The sequence below is a fragment of the Bradyrhizobium viridifuturi genome (genome assembly GCF_001238275.1).
Taxonomy (GTDB): domain Bacteria; phylum Pseudomonadota; class Alphaproteobacteria; order Rhizobiales; family Xanthobacteraceae; genus Bradyrhizobium; species Bradyrhizobium viridifuturi.
Window position 1 is genome coordinate 121,988 of the sequence record NZ_LGTB01000021.1, and the last position, 19,512, is coordinate 141,499.

14 protein-coding genes and 2 pseudogenes are annotated in these 19,512 nt (G+C 65.4%); 10 read left to right on the forward strand and 6 right to left on the reverse strand.

Annotated features, from left to right (window positions below; all coding sequences use genetic code 11):
• Nucleotides 1-11: 11 nt before the first annotated feature.
• From ALC15_RS44195 to ALC15_RS20330, 4 genes are all read right to left on the reverse strand, one after another.
• A complete protein-coding gene (locus tag ALC15_RS44195; protein ID WP_157860920.1) occupies nucleotides 12-317 on the reverse strand; it encodes a hypothetical protein in 306 nt (101 codons plus the stop codon).
• A gap of 39 nt (nucleotides 318-356) precedes the next feature.
• Entirely contained in the window at nucleotides 357-746 is a 390-nt protein-coding gene (locus ALC15_RS20320; protein ID WP_244486171.1) for a response regulator transcription factor, read from the reverse strand.
• A 91-nt stretch (nucleotides 747-837) separates the two neighbouring features.
• Nucleotides 838-1,512, reverse strand: coding sequence for a response regulator transcription factor (locus ALC15_RS20325; RefSeq protein ID WP_050628787.1), 675 nt, complete (start codon nucleotides 1,510-1,512; stop codon nucleotides 838-840).
• Nucleotides 1,506-3,275: a PAS domain-containing sensor histidine kinase gene (locus ALC15_RS20330; protein ID WP_244486172.1), complete on the reverse strand. Its 1,770-nt coding sequence runs from the start codon at nucleotides 3,273-3,275 to the stop codon at nucleotides 1,506-1,508. The genes ALC15_RS20325 and ALC15_RS20330 overlap by 7 nt, the downstream gene beginning before the upstream one ends.
• 345 nt (nucleotides 3,276-3,620) lie before the next feature.
• On the opposite strand from ALC15_RS20330, the gene ALC15_RS20335 reads away from it, so the two are divergent.
• The 3 genes from ALC15_RS20335 (at nucleotide 3,621) to ALC15_RS20345 (ending at nucleotide 7,563) form a co-directional block, all read left to right on the forward strand.
• Entirely contained in the window at nucleotides 3,621-3,887 is a 267-nt protein-coding gene (locus tag ALC15_RS20335) for a hypothetical protein (RefSeq protein WP_050628788.1), read from the forward strand.
• 362 nt (nucleotides 3,888-4,249) lie between these two features.
• Entirely contained in the window at nucleotides 4,250-5,620 is a 1,371-nt protein-coding gene (locus ALC15_RS20340) for an HlyD family secretion protein (protein ID WP_244486173.1), read from the forward strand.
• Entirely contained in the window at nucleotides 5,617-7,563 is a 1,947-nt protein-coding gene (locus tag ALC15_RS20345) for a glycosyltransferase (RefSeq protein WP_050628790.1), read from the forward strand. The genes ALC15_RS20340 and ALC15_RS20345 overlap by 4 nt, the downstream gene beginning before the upstream one ends.
• A gap of 70 nt (nucleotides 7,564-7,633) precedes the next feature.
• Here ALC15_RS20345 and ALC15_RS20350 read toward each other — a convergent pair.
• A pseudogene (locus tag ALC15_RS20350) lies at nucleotides 7,634-10,425 on the reverse strand ([protein-PII] uridylyltransferase).
• 198 nt (nucleotides 10,426-10,623) lie between these two features.
• Between ALC15_RS20350 and ALC15_RS20355 the strand changes: the two are divergent.
• From ALC15_RS20355 to ALC15_RS20375, 5 genes are all read left to right on the forward strand, one after another.
• Nucleotides 10,624-11,598 (forward strand): aliphatic sulfonate ABC transporter substrate-binding protein, encoded by a 975-nt coding sequence (locus ALC15_RS20355; protein ID WP_050628791.1) that lies wholly within the window; start codon nucleotides 10,624-10,626, stop codon nucleotides 11,596-11,598.
• 216 nt (nucleotides 11,599-11,814) lie between these two features.
• A complete protein-coding gene (locus ALC15_RS20360; protein ID WP_050628807.1) occupies nucleotides 11,815-12,651 on the forward strand; it encodes an ABC transporter permease in 837 nt (278 codons plus the stop codon).
• Nucleotides 12,651-13,436: an ABC transporter ATP-binding protein gene (locus ALC15_RS20365; protein ID WP_050628792.1), complete on the forward strand. Its 786-nt coding sequence runs from the start codon at nucleotides 12,651-12,653 to the stop codon at nucleotides 13,434-13,436. The genes ALC15_RS20360 and ALC15_RS20365 overlap by 1 nt, the downstream gene beginning before the upstream one ends.
• Nucleotides 13,437-13,494: 58 nt before the next feature.
• Nucleotides 13,495-14,004, forward strand: a complete 510-nt coding sequence (locus tag ALC15_RS20370; RefSeq protein ID WP_050628793.1) for an OsmC family protein — start codon at nucleotides 13,495-13,497, stop codon at nucleotides 14,002-14,004.
• Nucleotides 14,005-14,164: 160 nt separating this feature from the next.
• Complete coding sequence (locus ALC15_RS20375) at nucleotides 14,165-14,965, forward strand: hypothetical protein (RefSeq protein ID WP_050628794.1); 801 nt, start codon at nucleotides 14,165-14,167, stop codon at nucleotides 14,963-14,965.
• 167 nt (nucleotides 14,966-15,132) lie between these two features.
• On the opposite strand, the gene mutS is transcribed toward ALC15_RS20375, so the two are convergent.
• Nucleotides 15,133-17,859, reverse strand: a complete 2,727-nt coding sequence (gene mutS / locus ALC15_RS20380; RefSeq protein ID WP_050628795.1) for a DNA mismatch repair protein MutS — start codon at nucleotides 17,857-17,859, stop codon at nucleotides 15,133-15,135.
• 212 nt (nucleotides 17,860-18,071) lie between these two features.
• Here mutS and pcaF point away from each other — a divergent pair, with 212 nt between their 5' ends.
• On the forward strand, nucleotides 18,072-19,280 hold the full coding sequence (gene pcaF, locus ALC15_RS20385; RefSeq protein ID WP_050628796.1) for a 3-oxoadipyl-CoA thiolase: 1,209 nt from the start codon (nucleotides 18,072-18,074) through the stop codon (nucleotides 19,278-19,280).
• A gap of 105 nt (nucleotides 19,281-19,385) precedes the next feature.
• Nucleotides 19,386-19,512, forward strand: a pseudogene (locus ALC15_RS20390) (protocatechuate 3,4-dioxygenase subunit beta); the annotation flags it as partial.

A 19,512-nucleotide genomic window follows, 5' to 3' on the forward strand; every position in this document is an offset into this window, starting at 1 on the left:
GCAGCGGCACGTCATGATGCGGCCTCGGCATTCGAACGCGCGAACCAGCGAATGAAGTTCTGCTGACCTTGGTAGAGGCAGAGGCGTCCGCAATAGCGTTCACCCGCCGGATTTCGCAAACAGATGATCTTGGGTTCTTCGCTGTCGCACTGGGCGCAGCGCGGTTCCGCACGCATGGCGACCTCCCTCCGAGGAATTGCCATTTGCCATTCAAAATGTCTGAGGTGGTCCTTGCCGCCGGTCTTCTCGAAGAACGACGGTGCGAAATCTCGCGCCACCATCGTCCCCGCACAATCTGTCCAGATGTTTGCCGGCATCATCCTTGCGTATACCGGTCCGATCAGCCTGATTTGAACTCAATCGCCCGTCGCGGCGCCGCGCTGGCCGAGCGCGGTATCGAGGCATTTGATCAGGACGTCGCCGTCGAAGGGCTTGATCAGAAAGCAGATCGCTCCCGCCTTCAGGGCCCGGGCGCGATCGTTTTCGACGGAGAAGGCTGTGATGAAAATGAACGGAAGGTGGCGTCCGTTGGCAATCAGGTGACTCTGCAGGTCGAGCCCGCTCATCGCCGGCATCCTGACATCCGTGATCACGCACGATGTGTCATTCAGGCGGGGCGAGTGCAGGAATTCCTCGGCCGACGCGTAGGTCTCGACCGCATAGCCCAGCGACCTGACGAGATTGTGGGTCGCGGTGCGAACCGAGACGTCATCGTCGATGATTGATATCACTGGCGGATTGGACAAAGAGGTCTTCCCGGAGGCGGTCGGTCAGGGCGCGGTCTGTGCGATGCTGCGGGCGCACAGTGCGTCGCCAATCGGGGTCGGAGAATCATACTTAGGTTTGCGGCCCGCCGGATGCCTGTCCGATCCCGAGAATCTCGGCCATCCTGACCAGATCGGGCAGCGACTTCGCTGTCATTTTCCGCATAATCTGGCCGCGGTGTATCTTCACCGTGATCTCGGCCACGCCGATTTCGGCGGCGACCTGCTTGTTCATCAGTCCGGCCGTGACGAGTGTCATCACCTGGCGCTCGCGCGGGGTCAGGGTCGCGAAGGCGGCCCGCAGGTTTGCAAGAACCCTGGCCTCATCGCGACGATTCCTGTCGCGCTCGATCGCTGTCGTGACCGCATCCAGCATGTCCTGATCGCGGAACGGCTTGGTAAGGAAGTCGACCGCTCCGGCCTTCATGGCCCTGACCGTCATGGGGATATCGCCATGGCCGGTCATGAAGATGATCGGAATATGAATGCCGGCCTTCGTCAGCTCTGCCTGAAAGTCGAGGCCGCTGAGCCGGGGCAGCCGGATGTCCAGGATCAGGCAGCTCGGGACATCCACCGGCTTGTGCTGCAGAAATTCGTGAGCCGACCCGAACGCTGCAGTGCGCAGGCCGACGGACCGGAACAGATTGCTCAGCGCGTCCCGCACCGAGGCGTCGTCGTCGATGACGAAGACGATCGGATCTTCGGCGTTTGCCCGCGTGGCAGGCGATGCCGTGCGCCCGGTCACCATGCATGCTCCTCTTGGCGCAGTGGCAGGGTGAACTGGAGTGTCGCGCCGGGGCCGGTATGCTCGACCAGGGACAGGCGGCCTCGATGGGCTTCGACGATCGAGCGGCAGATCGACAGGCCCATTCCCATGCCGCTGGCCTTGGTGGTGTAGAAGGCGTCGAACAGCCGGTCGGCACTCGCGCTCGCAACCCCGACGCCGCAATCGGTGACCGTGACCAGGATCTGCTCGGCATCGTCGTCATGGCGGGTCCGGATCACGAGCTGCCGCGGCCGGTCCGTGACCGGCTGCATCGCCTCGATGCCGTTGAGGACCAGGTTGAGGATGACCTGCTGCAACTGGATACGGTCGGCAACCACAGGCGGGAGCGCGGGAGTGAGGTCGAGCCGCAGCGATATCAGGTGGCTCTGCACTTCATGCTGCACCAGGCCGATCACCTCGTTGATGACCTCATTGATGTCGAGCGGCGCCTTCTGATCGGTGGTCTTGTTCACCAGCGCGCGGACGCGCTGGATGACCTCGCCCGCCCGGTTGCCGTCGCTGATGATCGAGCTCACCGCGCCGCGCACCTCATTCAGATCGGGAGCCGCCCGGTCGAGCCAGCGCAGGCAGGCCGCGGCGTTGGTGACCACGGCGGCAAGCGGCTGGTTCACTTCATGGGCGATCGATGCGGCTAGCTCGCCGAGCGCCGTCACGCGCGTGACATGCGCGAGGTTGGTCTGTGCCTCATGCAGTTGCGCCTCGGCCAGCTTGCGGGCGGTCACATCGGTGACCGCTCCGACGAATTCGGTGTCGCCCGAAACGTTCGTCACCGCGTGCGCCCTGGCGTGGACATATTTGATCGCTCCGTCGGGCATCAGCAATCGGTAGCCGTGCTCGAAGTCCTTGCGATCGAGCGAGGCACGGTCGATGGTCCGTTGTACGCGGTCGCGGTCATCAGGATGGACGCGCTGAAGCACCGTACCGTGCTTGATGGATGGAACTCGGTCGAACCCGAATATCCGGAAGGTTTCTTCCGACCAGATGATCTCGCCGCTGGCGACATGCCAGCCGAAGCTGCCGGTATGGCTCAGTCGCTGGGCCTCGGTCAGGTACATTTCACTCTGCTGCAGCGCATTCTCGGCATGCTTGCGCTCGGTGACATCCTCGCAGGCGATCAGGACGATCAGCTGATCGTCGAGCCGCCGCACCGCCTTGGCATTTTCGCGGACCCAGAGCCTTGAACCGTCCTCGCGGATCTTGCGGATTTCCCAGCTGTGGGTCAGGCCGATGTTGTCGAGGCACGCCGCGACATTGCGCTGAACCATCGGGTGGTCTTCGGCGTCAAACACCCGCAGCACGGATTGTCCGAGCAATTCGTCGACGGTGTAGCCGAGTTGTGCCGCGCCGAACGTGTTGACCGACAGCACGAGGCCTGTTGCGTCGACCATGAAGTACATGACGGGGTTATGCTCGAACACTTCCTTCCATTGCGCTTCGCTGTTGCGTTGCGCCTCGATCGCGCGCTCTTCGCCGCTGGCCCGGCCGCGCAATATGGCCTCCATCTGCCTGTGGGTGCGGCCCACCAGGTGCATCATCAGCAGTGTAGCGATCAGCGAGGCGATGAGCAGCGCGAGGGCAACCAGGTGGGCGGACGCTGTGGGCTGCGGACCAAGCACCAGCCCGATGCAGGTTGCGGCCAAGGCCAGCACCATGCCGCCGAGCAGCCATTGTTCGGCTGACCAGGACTTCGTGGTCGGATTCGGCATCATCGGCAGCACCAGCACTTGGCCGTCCGGGCCGCGCTGCGTCGCTAGGTGACCGCTATCATCAGCGGCGACAACGTCGCCCTCCTAACAGACTTGATATTAGCAGCTTTACCGGCGTCGGGACGAAATCATGCGGGCCTTGGCGATCCACGCATGAGATCGCGCAGAACGCGAGGTGCGCAGGCGCACTCAGGTCCAGGTTGCGGATAAACCTAAGTATGGTCCTCCCCACCCGAATGTAACGGCCGGATCAACCTCCGTTCAATGGCCCGTTTCTTCGCGGTGACTACGCTTATTCGGTAACTCGATGACAGTAGAGCTCTCCGGGCTTCGGCAATCGCCAATCAGAGACGGGAGATTGAAATGTCCAACAGGCGCCTGCATTTGATCCTCTGCTCCGAGGATGCCGGACACGAGGCGGCGCGTCAGAGGCCCGCGCGCAGCTTCCAGCCGACCGTTATCGATGGCGGCAGGCAAGCCGCGAGCACTTCGTCGGATCAGTCCTGGATCGACCTGCTCGACGTCTTCGATTTGGGCGTCGTGATCTGTCAAGCGAGTTACCTGGCCTTGCTGGGCGCGAGCTTGGCAGCGCTGCAGGCACAGGCAGGCGTGCCGGATCCAGGATCCTAGGCCGCCCCAGGAGTTAGCCCCGGCAGGCTGCCGGACCGGAGCGATGGCTGCTCACGCCAGGGTCGCGCAAGACGGGTCCGATAACAGCCTCCGAGAGAGCCCGGAATCCAGTCCCCTCTAGCCCTGATGGATTCCGGGCTCAGCCTCTTCGGGCGCGTCCCGCATAACGGACCGGGTAGGTCGGCGGCGTCCTTCCCCACGCCGGATTATCGGCCATCGCGAATTGCGGAAAGTTTTCCGAAAGATGCTCCGTTCGCTTTAGCCGCTTTTGAAGCACCTGATTATTGGATCGGTCCGGCAACGGCATCGCTCCGGTGAGCTGTGCGTTGGTTCGCGCACTGACAGATCAGGGGCCGGTCATCATGAATCAGGCACAGCAGCACAAGCCGTCTTCCGAGGGCGATGTTTCCGTCACCAGGGATGAGGAAGCGGGCGCACGCGGATTGCAGCGCGATCTGCAGGATCGGCTGCAGCCGGCGCACGACGAGCCGGTCAGCGAGCCCGCCGGCGATAGCGCTCCGCACGCCGACGCGCCCGCAGGCTCGGGCCGGTGGGTTCGGCGCCTGCTCAAGGTCGGCATCGGCCTCGCGATCGTTGCCGTGTTCGGGTGGCTGCCGCTGAAAGCGGTGCTGCAGACCTCGAGTGTCGAGGCCGTGGTCAATGCCAGGATCGTGACCCTGCGCTCGCCGATCGACGGCACCGTGAGCGCGAAGCCGCAGCAAGGCTCAACGCAGCTCAGCGTGGTCCATGAGGGCGATACGATCCTGCACGTCGTCAATGCACGTGGCGATCGGGTACGGCTCGACGATCTCCGGCGGCAGATGTCGCGGCTGGAGAATGAGCGCCCGAGCCTGGCCGCCAAGCTCGCCGCCGCCGAGACCGCGCAACAGGACCTCGCCCGCCAGGCCGGTCAGTTCCGCGACGGCCGCATCCTCCAACTCGAGGCGCGCATCGCCGAAATCCAGACCGCGATCGAGGCTGCGGCCGCGCGGCGGGAGGAGGCGACGGCCGCGGTCGAGCGCGCCTCGTCGCTGATCAAATCCGGCAGCGTCTCGACGGTCGAAATGGCCCGGCTGACGCGTGAGCAGTCGATCGCCCAGCAGACCGAGATCGGCGCGCAGCGCCGCCTCGACGCCGCCAAGGTCGAACTCACGGCCGCCAGGAACGGGACCTATCTTGGCGACAGCTACAATGACCGGCCGAGCTCCGTGCAACGTGAAGAGGAGATGCGCCAGCGCGTCAGCGACCTGCGCGCCGATCTGGCGCATGCCGATGCGGAGATCGACTGGCTGACCCACGAGATCGCCTCCGAGCAGCTGCACTACATCAACCGGGCCGAAGCCGACATCAGGGCGCCGGTCGCCGGTCGCATCTGGGAGATGATGACGTCGCCGGGCGAAGATGTCCGGGCCGGGCAACCCTTGCTCAAGCTGCTCGATTGCAGCGGCGCGGTCGTCACCGCCAACGTCACCGAGGGCGTCTACAATCGCCTCAAGCTCGGCGAGCAGGCGAGCTTCGAGCCGAACGACGGCAGCGCCGCGGTCAAGGGTGAGATCGTCAACCTCACCGGCGCATCGGGCGCGCCCGCGAATCTCGCGATCAATCCGGATGCGCTGAACAAGGAGCCTTATCGGGTGACGGTCTCGATGCCGGAGCTCGACACCTCGGGCAAGGAATGCGCGGTCGGCCGCACCGGGCGGGTGGTGTTCAACACGGATGCGGCAAAGCCATGATGGCGGCATTTGCGCCCGGGCTGGTCGCCTTCGGCGCCTGCCTTGCGATCCTGCCCCTGCTCCGGCGCGAGCAGACGCCGGCCCGCGTCATGATGACCGGCATGTCGTTCCTGCTGCTGCTGCATTACTTCGTCTGGCGGGTGACCCAGACCCTGCCGCCGCTGGCACTTACCGCCGATGCGCTGGTCGGCTATCCCTTCGTGGTGGCCGAGGCCGCCTCGATGATCGCAGTGTGCTTGTCGCTGCTGTTCCTCAGTCGCACCATCGACCGTTCGCCCGAGGTCAATGCCATCCTGCGCCGATCCAAGACGTCGACGGATGCGCCGCTCGTCGACGTCTTCATCTGCACCTACAACGAAGAGAAGGCGATCCTCGAGCGCACCATCATCGGTGCGACCGGGCTCAATTATCCGAATTATCGCGTCTGGGTGCTCGACGATGGACGAAGGCTGTGGCTGCGCCGACTCGCCCAGGAACTCGGCTGCAATTATCTGACCCGTCCGGACAACCGCCATGCCAAGGCCGGCAACATCAATCATGCGCTCCAGTACGTGTCCGCCCTGCCGGACCGGCCGGAGTTCGTCTCGATCCTCGATGCGGATTTTGTCCCGATGCCGGAGTTCCTGACCCGGGCCATGAGCCTGATGCAGGACGGCACCGTCGGCGTCGTGCAGACGCCGCAGCACTTCATCAACCCGGATCCGATCCAGACCAATCTCGCCGCCACCGACGTGTGGCCTGACGAGCAGCGTTTCTTCTTCGACATCCTGATGCCGGCCAAGGACGCCTGGGACACCGCGTTCTGCTGCGGCACCTCGTCGCTGATCCGTTTCTCCGGCCTGATGCAGATCGGCGGCTTCCCGACCGATTCCGTGACGGAGGATTACCTCGTCACGCTGCGCCTGAAGGAGAAGGGTCTGCGCACCGTCTATCTCAACGAGCGCCTGACCATCGGCCTCGCACCGGAGGGATTGAAGGAATACATCACCCAGCGCGGGCGCTGGTGCCTCGGCTTCATGCAGATCTTCAGGGGCCGCAGCGGGCCGTTCTCGCGGCAGTCGAAGCTTGCCTTCATGGACCGGCTGTCGCTGGTCGATGCCTTCATGAGCTGGGCGGCGGTCTACGGCACCAAGGTGCTTGGCCTGATCGTGCCATGGCTCTATCTGCTGTTCGACATCAAGGCGGTTCACGCCGACCTGTTCGAGCTCCTGAAATACTTCATGCCGTTCTATGTCTGGCACGCCTTCACGATGGCCTGGATCTCGCGCGGCCGCTCGCTCGCGATCATGACCGACGTCTCGCAATACATTGCCGCCCCCGCGGTGCTGAAGGCGGTCGTGACCGGGCTCGCCAAGCCGCAGGGCCACAAGTTCAAGGTGACGGCGAAGGGGGGCGACCGCAACCGCCGCTTCATCGAGTGGCCGTTGCTGCGGCTCTATGGCACTGCCTTGCTGATCACGCTGTTCGCGATCGCCTACGCATTCATCCTGCATCTGCGCGGCGAGAATATCGCCTATGGCGGGCTGGCGCTGGCTTGGAGCCTGTACAATTGCGTCGTGCTCGCGATCGTCTGCTTCATCTGCATCGAGCAGCCGCGGCGTCGCAAGGCGGAGCGTTTCGAGCGCGACGAGCCGATCCTGATTCAGGAAGGTGCGGAGACGCGGCTGGTGCGGATGGCCGACATCTCGATATCGGGCGCGCGCTTCATCGATCCGGCGCCGCCGGCGATCGGCGTTTCGATCAAATGCAATGTCTACGGCCAGAATGTCATCGCGCTCGTGGTCCGTCGCACCCGAGATGGCTTCGGCGTCCGCTTCGAGGACGCGGTCGCGACGCGGATCAACGTCGTGCGCGCATTCTATGCCGGCGAATATGTCCGAGCCTTCCACGGCGTGCGCGCCGCGCCGGTCGGCAAGGCGCTGCTGATGCGGCTGTTTGGTTAGGCTACAGTCCCATCCCCCGTCATTCCGGGGCTCGCGCAGCGCGAGCCCGGAATGACGAGGGAAAAAGTCCCTACGCCGCCGGTTTGGCCGCCTGGTCCTCGCTCGACAGCAGATGCAGCAGCGAGCTCTTGATCGCCGACTGCCGGGTCGGCGCGGTGATCTGGGCGCCGAGCAGGTCGGTGACATAGAACACGTCGCGGGCGCGTTCGCCGAAGGTCGCGACATGGGCGGAGGCGATGTTGAGGTTGAGCTTCGAGATCGCGGTCGTGAGCTGGTAGAGCAGGCCGGGACGGTCGAGGCCGGAGACCTCGATCACGGTGTAGCGGTCGGACCACTGGTTGTTGATGGTCACTTCGGGCTCGACGATGAACGGTCGCGCCTTGCTGCGCACCGCGCGCTTCGCCACCGCCTCGGGCAGCCTGAGCTTGCCTTCCAGCACGTGCTCGATCATCTCGCCGATCCTTGTGGCGCGGCGGCCCTCGTCCTCGTCGCGGTCGTATTCGCGCGAGATCGAGATGGTGTCGAGCGCGCGGCCGTCGGTCGTGGTGTAGATCTGCGCGTCGACGATGTTGGCGCCGGCGGAGGCGCAGGCGCCCGCGATGATCGACAGCAGCCAGGGATGGTCGGTCGCCAGGATCGTGAGCTCGGTGACGGCGCGGATCTCGTCGAAGCCGACATTGATCGCCAGCTTGTGGCCGGCCTGCTCGCTGGCGCGGATGAAGCGCGCCTGGCGGATCTTGCGCGGCAGCTCGACCTTGAGCCAGTAGCCGGGTAATGCCGGCCGATATAGGCGTTGAGTTCGGCCTCCGGCCATTCGGTGAAGGCGCGGCGGAATTCGGCTTGCGCCACCGCGATGCGCTGGGCGCGGTTCACTTCCGAGAAGCCGCCGGTCAAGACCGGCTCGGTCTCGTAATACAGAGTGCGCAACAGCTGCGCCTTCCAGCCGTTCCACACGCCGGGGCCGACGCCGCGGATGTCAGCGGTGGTCAGGATCGTCAGCAGCTTCATCTGCTCGACCGACTGCACAACGGCGGCGAAATTCTCGATGGTCTTGCGGTCCGACAAATCGCGCGATTGCGCCACCGTGGACATCGTCAGATGCTCCTCGATCAGCCAGGCCACCAGCTCGGTGTCGGCGGCGGAGAAGCCGAGCCGCGGGCACAGCCGCCGCGCCACCTTGGCGCCGGCGATCGAATGGTCCTCGGGGCGGCCCTTGGCGATATCGTGCAACAGCGTCGCGATGTAGATCACCGGACGGTGCTCGGGACGGATCTTGCGGAACAGATCGCTGGCGACCGTGAATTCCTCGTTGCCGCCGCGCTCGATGTCCTGCAGGAACCCGATGCAGCGCAGCAGGTGCTCGTCCACCGTATAGTGGTGGTACATGTTGAACTGCATCATCGACACGATCTTGCCGAAGGCGCGGATGAATTGGCCGAGCACGCCGGTCTCGTTCATCCGCCGCAGCACGACCTCCGCATTGTCGGAGGTCAGGATCTCCATGAACAGGCGATTGGCCTCGTCGTTCTCGCGGAGCTGGGTGTTGATCAGCTTCAGCGAGCGCGTCACCGTGCGCATCGCGTCGGGATGGAAGGCGAGGTTGTTCTGCTGCGCGAGACGGAAGATCCGGATCAGATTGACCGGATCGTGCTTGAACACGTCGGGCGCGGCGAGGTTGATGCGGTTGTTGTCGACGATGAAATCGTCGCTGCCGTTGACCCGCCGCCGCTTGGTGCCGGGCCGGAAGCGCGCCACCATCCGGCTCAGCACCGGCGCCGGCTTGTTGTGCTCCTCCTCGAGCTTGGCGCACAGGATCGCTGTGAGGTCGCCGACGTCCTTCGCGATCAGGAAGTAGTGCTTCATGAAGCGCTCGACGTCCTGCATGCCGGGATGCGAGGTGTAGCCGAGGCGGACCGCGATCTCGCGCTGCATGTCGAACGACAGCCGCTCCTCGGCGCGCCCGGCGAAGAAGTGCAGATTGCAGCGCACCGACCACAGGAAATCGGCGCAGCGGCGGAAAGTGCGGTACTCCTGCGCGTCGAATACGCCGCGTTCCAGCAGCTCGTCGGTCTCGCGCACGCGATAGACGTATTTGGCGATCCAGAACAGCGTATGCAGGTCGCGCAGGCCGCCCTTGCCGTCCTTGACGTTGGGCTCGACCAGATAGCGCGACTGGCCGGCGCGGCGATGCCGCTCCTCGCGCTCGGCGAGCTTGGCGGTAACGAATTCCGACGCAGTGCCCTGCACCACTTCCTTGTCGAAACGATCGACCAACTCGTCATAGAGCGGCTGGTCGCCGGTCAGAAAGCGCGTCTCCAGGATCGCGGTGCGGATCGTCATGTCGCCGCGCGCCTGGCGGATCGATTCATCGACCGAGCGGGTGGCGTGGCCGACCTTCAGCCCCATGTCCCACAGGCAATAGAGAATGGCTTCGGCGACCTGCTCGCCCCAGGCGGTTTGCTTGTAGGGCAGGATGAACAACAGATCGATATCGGATTCCGGCGCCATCAGCCCGCGGCCATAGCCGCCGGTCGCGACCACGGCCATGCGTTCCGCGCCCGACGGGATCGGCGAGTGGTAGAGATGCCGGGTCGCCGCCGCATAGAGGATGCGGATGATCTCGTCCTGCACGAAGCAGAGCCGTTCGGCGCAGCGGCGACCATGACGGTCCTTCAGCAGCAGCGCCTGCGCCGTGGCGCGCGCCGCGATCAGTTCGGCCTTGAGCAGTTGCGCCATCGCGGCGCGGAACTGGTCCTCGCGGCCGGCATGTTGCTCTGCGAGTGCATTGACTGCCGCGGTGATCCGCGCGGTCTCGAAACGATCGTCCGCTTCAGGGCGGGCCTCGGCTACGACGCTGTCCATAGGTTCATCCGATATCGGACGGAGCTGTTGCTGTCACGGACCAAAGTATAACGGCAGCAGCTCCATGCTTTCCTGGCGGCGCTTCGAGCAAGATCGTTCTCGCGCCGTCGCGTAAAGGGTAGAGATTTTCTCGTTGACCGCAAGGATAACTCATTGAAATAAAAGATTGTTTCTTAATCTGATCGAGGGGGTCGACGAATGCATAAATTTTCCCGGCGCGCGTTCGCTGCGCTGCTCGCGGTCTCGACATTCCTGCCCGGCGCGGCGCTTGCCGCCGACGCGCTGAAGGAGATCCGGATCGACTGGGCGACCTACAATCCGGTGTCGATGGTCCTGAAGCAGAAGGGCCTGCTGGAGAAGGAGTTCGCCAAGGACGGCATCAGCATCGTCTGGGTGCAGTCGGCCGGCTCCAACAAGGCGCTCGAATTCCTCAACGCCGGGTCGATCGACCTCGGCTCGACCGCGGGCTCGGCCGCTCTGGTCGCCCGGATCAACGGCAACCCGATCAAGTCGATCTACGTTTATTCGCGCCCCGAATGGACCGCGCTGGTCACCACCAAGGACTCCAAGATCGCCTCGGTCGCCGATCTCAAGGGCAAGCGCGTGGCGGTGACCCGCGGCACCGACCCGCACATCTTCCTGGTCCGCGCGCTGCTCGGCGCCGGTTTGACTGAGAAGGACATCACCCCGGTGCTGTTGCAGCACGCCGACGGCAAGACCGCGCTGATCCGCGGCGATGTCGATGCCTGGGCCGGTCTCGACCCGATGATGGCGCAGGCCGAGGTCGAGGAGGGCGCCAAGCTGTTCTACCGCAAGGCCGACGCCAACACCTGGGGCATTCTCAATGTCCGCGAGGCGTTCCTGAAAGCGCATCCGGATATCGTCCGCCGCGTGCTCGCCACTTATGAAGAGGCGCGGAAATATTCGCTCGCGAACTATGACGAGCTGAAGAAGACCTTCATCGCGGTAACGAAACTGCCGGACGCCGTGGTCGACAAGCAGCTCAAGGAGCGCACCGAGTTGACCCACAGCCGGATTGGCGCGCCCCAGCGTGAGTCGATCCTCGCGGCCGGTCTCGCCCTGCAACAGGCCGGCGTGATCGATGCCAAGACCGACGTGAAGGCCGCGCTGGACGCGCTGATCGACGATCAGGTCCCGTTGCCCTCCAACTAACTCCGCGGACAAACTGCCCTCGTCGTCCCGGCGAAAGCCGGGACCCATAACCACAGGGTCTTGTTGCCGGAAGACGCTGTGGCTCCAGCCTGCTCCATCAACACGCTTCTTGGTTATGGGTCCCGGGTCGCGCTTCGCTTGCCCGGGACGACGCGCGATAGAGCGGCGGCACCTCCACCTTGCAATCCCGCTTGAAGAGTCGTTCTTGCTATGGCCATGAGCGTTGACCTGCCCGCGCTGGAACAGACGGCCGCGCCGCGTGCGGCGCCGGCGCGGTGGTCGCGCTTTGCGCGGCCCGCGCTCGGGCTTCTGGTGCCGGTGGTGTGTGCGCTCGGCTGGGAGCTGGTGGTTTATCTCGGCTACTCCAACGGCCGGCTGGTGCCGCCGCCGTCAAAGGTGTTCCAGACCATCGTCGAGCTCGCCAGGAGCGGCGAGCTGTCGCGCCATATCCTCGCGACCTTGTGGCGGGTCGGCGCGGGCTTTGCGCTTGGCGTCGTCACCGGCACCATCATGGGGGCGATTTCCGGCTATTGGGATTTCGCCAAGCGGCTGCTTGATCCGACGGTGCAAGCCTTGCGCGCGATCCCCTCGCTCGCCTGGGTGCCGCTGTTCGTGCTCTGGCTCGGCATCTTCGAGACCTCGAAGGTCGCGCTGATCGCGGTCGGCGTGTTCTTTCCGATCTATCTCGGCGTGATGGGCGCGATCCTGTCGGTCGATCGCAAGATCGTCGAGGTCGGCCGTGTGTTCCGGCTGTCCGGGCCGGCCATGATCCGCCGCATCCTGTTGCCGGCGGTGCTGCCGGCCTATGTGGTGGCGCTGCGGGTCGGGCTTGGCCTGGGGTGGATGTTCGTGGTCGCGGCCGAATTGATTGGCGCCTCCGAAGGTCTCGGCTATCTGCTGCTTGACGGCCAGCAACTCGGAAAGCCGGCGCAGATCCTTGCTGCGATCGTGATCTTCGCGATCCTCGGCAAGCTCACCGACTGGCTGATCGAGGTCGCGGCCGCGCCGCTATTGCGCTGGCAGGATGCGTTCGGTGCGCGGGGAGGGGCCTGATGCTCGCTCTGAAAGAAGTCGGCAAGACCTATCCGAATGGCGTCCACGCGCTGGAGCGCTTCTCGGCGGAAATCCCGCCCGGTGAGATCATCGCCATCATCGGCGGTTCCGGTTGCGGCAAGTCGACCTTGCTGCGCGCCATCGCCGGCCTCGATCGCGCCAGCACCGGCAACGTGACGCTCGACAATGCTGTCATCAGCTCGCCGCACGCCAAGATCGGCATCATCTTCCAGGAGCCACGGCTGCTGCCCTGGCTCAGCGTCGCCGACAATATCGGCTTCGGTCTCACCGACCTTTCGGCGCAGGCGAGGCGCGAGCGGATCGCAGTCGCGCTGGCCCGCGTTGGCCTCACCGACAAGGCTGCGGCCTGGCCGCGCGAACTGTCCGGCGGGCAGGCGCAGCGGGTCGCGATCGCCCGTGCGCTGGTGCCGCAGCCGGAAGTTCTGCTGCTCGACGAGCCGTTCTCGGCACTCGATGCCTTCACGCGGCGCGATCTGCAGGATCATTTGCTGGATCTCTGGGCCGACACGCGGCCGACTTTGGTGCTGGTCACCCATGATGTCGACGAGGCCGTGGTGCTGGCCGACCGCGTGCTGGTGATGCGGCCGCGACCGGGGCGGCTGTTCGAGCAGATCACCATCAATCTGGCGCGGCCGCGCGACCGCAAATCGGAACTGTTCGACACGTTCAAGCGCCGCGTGCTGACCGCGCTCGACCGCTCGCTGGATCGCTCGGTGCGTGACGTCACGGATAAATCGAGCGCCGGCGAGGCGATGTGGTGGTGACATCGGCGCCATAAGGCCTTACATCCGAGGGCTAAGAAGAACAGCCGGGAGCAGACCCATGGACTCCGCCGAACTCCGCGCAATGCAGGCTCCGATCAAGGAGCGTTACAAGACCGATCCCCAGGCCGCCGTGATCACGTTGAAGGCCAAGGGCACGATCGACAATGAAAGCCTGTCCTGCAAGGTCGAGACCGGCCGCGCGCTCGCGGTCGCCGGCCTGCATCCCGCCACCGGCGGCTCCGGGCTCGAGCTTTGCTCCGGTGACATGCTGCTGGAAGCGCTGGTCGCCTGTGCCGGGGTGACGCTGAAATCGGTCGCGACCGCGATCGAGGTGCCGTTGAAGGTCGGCAACGTGTTCGCCGAGGGCGATCTCGACTTCCGCGGCACGCTCGGCGTCGACAAGGAGGCCCCGGTCGGCTTCCGCGAGATCCGCCTGCGCTTCGACGTCGGCACCGACGCGCCGCAGGACAAGCTCGACCTGCTGCTGAAACTCACCGAGCGTTACTGCGTGGTTTATCAGACCATCAAGAACGGCCCGAAAGTGTCGGTGACGATGCAGCGGGTGTAGCCGCTTTTCACCGGTGTCGTCCCGGCCCGGTGTGCAAATGCGCACGAAAGCCGGGACCCATACGCCGTGTCTTCTCGATTCAAGCTTCGCTGTCCAACGGCTTTCGCTCCCCACGAATAGTCATGGTTATGGGTCCCGGCCTTCGCCGGGACGACTTAGAATGTCCCCCGATCTCCACTTCATCCTGCTCCTCGTGCTGCGCATGGCGGTAGCGGCCGCGTTCGTGGTCTCAGCGTCCATCATCACGGAGCGGTCGGGGCCGGTGATCGGTGCGCTGATCGCAACCCTGCCGATCTCGGCCGGGCCGTCCTACACCTTCCTTGCGCTCGACCATGACGCGGCCTTCATTGCCGAGGGCGCGCTGTCGAGCCTGCCGGTCAATGCGGCGACGATCTTCATGGGCCTGACCTACGCCGTGCTGGCGCAGCGCTTCAGCATGTGGGTCAGCGCGGGAAGCGCGATCGCGCTGTGGCTCGTGCTCGGCACCATCATCCGTCAGTTCGCCTGGACGCTCGCCGGCGGGCTGATCCTCAACGCCATTGCGTTCGCAATCTGCATTCCGCTGCTCAAGCCCTATCGCCACGTCGCCAAGATGCCGCTGATCGCGCGGCGCTGGTACGACATTCCGCTGCGCGCCGCGCTGGTCGCGAGCCTTGTCGGCACCGTGGTCACCGCCTCGACCTGGGTTGGTCCGCGGGTCACCGGCGTGATCGCGCTGTTCCCGATCGTGTTCTCCTCGATGATGCTGATCCTGCATCCGCGGATCGGCGGCCCCGCCACCGCCGCCGTGCTCGCCAACAGCGCCTGGGGCCTGCTCGGCTTCGGCCTCGGCATCGCCGTGCTGCATGTCGCGGTATTGCAATTCGGCTCTGCCGTAGGCCTCTGCTGTGCGCTCGCCACCTGCATCATCTGGAATCTGGCGCTGTGGCAGCTCGGGCGAAGAAAGAGCGCGAAGGCGTAGACCTCCCCTTAAAAAGGGGATGTCGCTTTGCTCGTCAGAGCAAAGCGGGGATCTGGTCTCTCCGCACGCAGTGAAGGCGTAGGATGGGTGGAGCGCAGCGAAACCCATCATCTCCCCGTGCGGAGGAAAGTCGCTGGGTTTCGCTGCGCTCTACCCATCCTACGCAGCTACTCCTTCGGCAGCTTCGCCCTCAATGCATACAGCGCATCCAGCGCCTCGCGCGGCGACATTTCGTCGGGGTGCAGCGCCTTCACCGCCTCAACCAGCAAATCAGTCTCGCTCGGCGGCTTGTCTTCGACAGCGGCGCGGGAAGGGACGGCGAACAGCGGCAGGTCGTCTGCAAGAGCGCGGGCGGCCTGGCCGCGATCTTGCGCTTCCAGTTTCGCCAGCACCGATTTGGCGCGCGTGATCACGGCGGGCGGCAGGCCGGCGAGCTTGGCGACCTGGATGCCATAAGAGCGGTCGGCCGAGCCGGGCAGCACCTCGTGCAAGAACACGACGTCGCCCTGCCATTCCTTGACCCGCACCGTGGCGTTGAACATCCGCGGCAGTTTCGCCGAGAGCGCGGTCAGCTCATGATAATGGGTGGCAAACAGCGTGCGGCAGCGGTTGCTCTCGTGCAGGTGCTCGATCGCGGCCCAGGCGATCGACAGGCCGTCGAAGGTCGCGGTACCGCGGCCGATCTCGTCGAGGATGACGAGCGACCGCTCGCTGGCCTGATTGAGGATCACCGCGGTCTCGACCATCTCGACCATGAAGGTCGAGCGGCCGCGGGCCAGATCGTCCGCTGCGCCGACGCGCGAGAACAGCCGATCGACGATGCCGAGCCGCGCCCGCGACGCCGGCACATAGCTGCCGATCTGAGCAAGCAGCGCGATCAGCGCATTCTGGCGCAGGAAGGTCGATTTACCGGCCATGTTCGGACCGGTGATCAGCCAGAGCTGGCCGGATTTCTGGCCCGGCGCCGGCGACAGATCGCATGCATTGGCGATGAACGGCTGGCCATCGCGCTTCAGCGCCTGCTCGACCACCGGATGGCGGCCGCCCTCGATCGCAAAGCCGAGCGAGCCGTCGACATCGGGCCGCACGTAATTGTCGTCGATCGCAAGCTTCGCCAGCGAGGTCGCGACGTCGAGCAGCGCAAAGGCATGAGCGGCGTTGCGCAGATTATCGCTCGCCGCGAGCGCCAGCGCGCTCAGCCGTTCGAAGATCTCGAGCTCGAGATTGAGCGCACGCTCGCCGGCATTGGCGATCTTGGCTTCGGTCTCGCCGAGCTCTGCGGTGGTGAAGCGGACCTGCCCGGCCAGCGTCTGGCGATGGATGAAGGTCGCATTCAGCGGCGGCGCGAACAGCTTGTCGCCGTGCTGTGCGGTGACCTCGACGAAAAAGCCGAGCACATTGTTGTGCCGGATCTTCAGCGTCTTGATGCCGGTGTCCTCGGCATAGCGGGCCTGCATCGCGGCGACGACGAGGCGCGAGGCATCGCGCAAATTACGGCTTTCGTCGAGCGCGGCCTCATAGCCCTCGCGGACGAAGCCGCCGTCGCGCTTGATCAGCGGCAATTGCTCGGAGAGCGCGCGCGAAAATTCCTGCGCCAGGTCGCGCGAGGGGCGCTGCAAGGCCGCCATCACGGTCGAAACCTCGGCCGGCGGATCGGCAAGCTGCGCCAGCAGGTCCAGCGCCTGGTCGGCGGCAAGGATGCCGTCGCGCAGGCTGGCGAGATCGCGCGGACCGCCGCGGCCGACCGAAAGCCGCGCCAGTGCACGCGACATGTCGGGCGCCGCGCGCAGCACGGTCCGGATGTCCTCGCGTGCTGCGCTGTCCGCGACGAAGGCGGAGACCGCATCGAGCCGCCGCGCGATCACGGCAACATCGGTCAGCGGCGCGGCAAGCCGCTGCGCCAGCAGGCGCGAGCCTACCGCGGTGACGGTGCAGTCGATCGCATCGAGCAGCGAGCCGCGCCGCTCGCCGGCAAGCGTTCGCGTCAGTTCGAGGTTGGCGCGGGTCGCGGGATCGATCGCCATCGTGGTGCCGGCGGCTTCGCGCGCCGGCGGCGACAGGGGCGGACGCTTGCCGACCTGGGTGCGGTCGATATAGGTCACCGCGGCAGCGGCGGCCGTTGCCTCCAGCCGCGACATCGCCGAGAGCCCGTCCATGGTCGCGACCGCGAAATAGTCGCACAGCCGCCGCTCGGCGGTGGCGCTGTCGAACACGTCGCGGGTCAGCGGCGTCACCGACGGCAACTCGCGCAGGGTCGGCGCCAGTTCATTGTCGCTATAGAGCGCGTCGGTGACGATCGCCTCGTTCGGATTGATGCGCGCCAGCGTCGCCGCAAGCTCCGCGGTCGCACATTCCGTCACCATGAATTCGGAGGTCGAGATGTCGATCCAGGCTAGCCCGAGCCGGTCGGCGCCGGCCGAGCCGCGGGCCCGCGCGATCGCGATCAGATAATTGTTGGTGCGGGCGTCGAGCAGCGTGTCCTCGGTCAGCGTGCCCGGCGTCACCAGCCGCACCACGCCGCGGCGGACCACGCTCTTGTTGCCGCGGGCCTTGGCCTCGGCGGGATTCTCGGACTGCTCGCACACCGCCACGCGATGCCCGGCGCCGATCAGGCGATGCAGATAATCCTCGGAGCGCTCGACCGGCACGCCGCACATCGGGATGTCCATGCCCTGATGCTTGCCGCGCTTGGTCAGCACGATGCCGAGCGTCTTCGAGGCGATCTCGGCGTCCTCGAAGAACAGCTCGTAGAAGTCGCCCATTCGGTAGAACAGCAGCAGGCCGGGATGGGCGGTCTTGATCTCCAGATACTGTTCCATCATCGGCGTGACGCGCGACGGCGCCTCGGCGGGAGTGGCTTCGGGCGGAACGGGGATCGGCTGCTGAATGGTCATGAGGGCCGGGAAGCTACAGAATTTCGCCGCGCGGTCCTATCCGCGAAGCCGGGGTTTTCCACCCTGTCCACGGTACCTTTATGACAGCCCTCACGGTAATGCGTGCGGGGCGCGCAGCCGCGTCAATTGACCTGCCGCGGGCACGCTCCTAAAACCCGTCTCAAGTTCCAGCCGATCCAGCGCCTAAGTCGCGGCATTCAGGGAGAGATTCAATGCGTGATGTGTTCATTTGCGATGCCGTCCGGACCCCGATCGGCCGTTTCGGTGGTTCGCTCGCCAAGGTGCGCGCCGACGATCTCGCCGCGGCCCCAATCAAGGCGCTGATGGCCAAGCACCCGACGCTCAACTGGAACGAGGTCGACGAGGTCTATTTCGGCTGCGCCAACCAGGCCGGCGAGGACAATCGCAACGTCGCGCGCATGGCGCTCCTGCTTGCCGGCATGCCGGAGTCGGTTCCCGGCCAGACCCTGAATCGGCTCTGCGCCTCGGGCCTCGATGCGGTCGGTGCCGCGGGGCGCGCCATCCGCGCCGGCGAGATCGATTTCGCGATCGCAGGCGGCGTCGAATCGATGACGCGCGCGCCGTTCGTGATGGGCAAGGCTTCGGAAGCGTTCTCGCGCTCGTCCGAGATCTACGACACCACGATCGGCTGGCGCTTTATCAATCCCTTGATGAAGGCGCAGTACGGCGTCGATGCGATGCCGGAAACCGGTGAGAACGTCGCCGAGGAATTCCAGGTGTCGCGCGCCGATCAGGATGCGATGGCGATCCGCTCGCAGCAGCGCGCCGGTGCTGCGATCGCGTCGGGCTATTTCGCCGAGGAGATCATCCCGATCCAGGTGCCCGGCGGCAAGGCCGGTCCGATCACCGTCGACAAGGACGAGCACCCGCGTCCCGAAACCACGCTCGAAGGTCTCGCTAAGCTGAAGCCGATCGTGCGCAATCCGGGCACCGTGACCGCGGGCAACGCATCGGGCGTCAACGACGGCGCCGCTGCGATGATCCTCGCGTCCGAAGCCGCCGTGAAGCGGCACGGCCTCACGCCGCGCGCGAAGATCCTCGGCCTTGCCTCGGCCGCGGTGCCGCCGCGCATCATGGGCATCGGCCCGGTGCCGGCGACCAGGAAGCTGGTCGAGCGGCTCGGCATCAAGGTGTCGGACTTCGACTTGATCGAGCTCAACGAGGCCTTCGCCTCGCAGGGCATCGCCTGCCTGCGCCAGCTCGGCGTCAAGGAAGACGCCGATTTCGTCAATCCGCATGGCGGCGCGATTGCGCTCGGCCATCCGCTCGGCATGAGCGGCGCGCGGCTGGTCCTGACCGCCGTGCACGGCATGGAGAAGCGGGGCGGGAAGCTTGCCTTGGCAACTATGTGCGTCGGTGTCGGCCAGGGCGTCGCAGTCGCCATCGAAAAGTTGAATTAGTCCAGTGGCTTGGAAGGGCTGAAAACAGCCCTTCCCCAATTTGGTTATGCACTATAATGATCTGACGTGAGCTCACCGGGCGCGTGGGCCGCGGAGGACTTCGCCATGACCTTGTTGTATCCGCTGCAATCGCTTGCGGCTCATCCGGCGCGGCTGTCGCCGGACTATCGCTCCACCGTGAAGCGCGCGCCGCAAAAGCCGCTGATCCCGATGCGGCATACGCTCTCGGAGT

What these genes read in the sequence shown, in the direction of transcription:
- pcaF (WP_050628796.1), top strand. Translation starts at nt 18,072, where the DNA reads ATGCGTGATGTGTTCATTTGCGATGCCGTCCGGACCCCGATCGGCCGT.
- ALC15_RS44195 (WP_157860920.1), bottom strand. Translation starts at nt 317, where the DNA reads ATGCCGGCAAACATCTGGACAGATTGTGCGGGGACGATGGTGGCGCGA.
- ALC15_RS20365 (WP_050628792.1), top strand. Translation starts at nt 12,651, where the DNA reads ATGCTCGCTCTGAAAGAAGTCGGCAAGACCTATCCGAATGGCGTCCAC.
- ALC15_RS20370 (WP_050628793.1), top strand. Translation starts at nt 13,495, where the DNA reads ATGGACTCCGCCGAACTCCGCGCAATGCAGGCTCCGATCAAGGAGCGT.
- ALC15_RS20355 (WP_050628791.1), top strand. Translation starts at nt 10,624, where the DNA reads ATGCATAAATTTTCCCGGCGCGCGTTCGCTGCGCTGCTCGCGGTCTCG.
- mutS (WP_050628795.1), bottom strand. Translation starts at nt 17,859, where the DNA reads ATGACCATTCAGCAGCCGATCCCCGTTCCGCCCGAAGCCACTCCCGCC.
- ALC15_RS20335 (WP_050628788.1), top strand. Translation starts at nt 3,621, where the DNA reads ATGTCCAACAGGCGCCTGCATTTGATCCTCTGCTCCGAGGATGCCGGA.
- ALC15_RS20360 (WP_050628807.1), top strand. Translation starts at nt 11,815, where the DNA reads ATGAGCGTTGACCTGCCCGCGCTGGAACAGACGGCCGCGCCGCGTGCG.
- ALC15_RS20325 (WP_050628787.1), bottom strand. Translation starts at nt 1,512, where the DNA reads ATGGTGACCGGGCGCACGGCATCGCCTGCCACGCGGGCAAACGCCGAA.
- ALC15_RS20340 (WP_244486173.1), top strand. Translation starts at nt 4,250, where the DNA reads ATGAATCAGGCACAGCAGCACAAGCCGTCTTCCGAGGGCGATGTTTCC.
- ALC15_RS20375 (WP_050628794.1), top strand. Translation starts at nt 14,165, where the DNA reads ATGTCCCCCGATCTCCACTTCATCCTGCTCCTCGTGCTGCGCATGGCG.
- ALC15_RS20345 (WP_050628790.1), top strand. Translation starts at nt 5,617, where the DNA reads ATGATGGCGGCATTTGCGCCCGGGCTGGTCGCCTTCGGCGCCTGCCTT.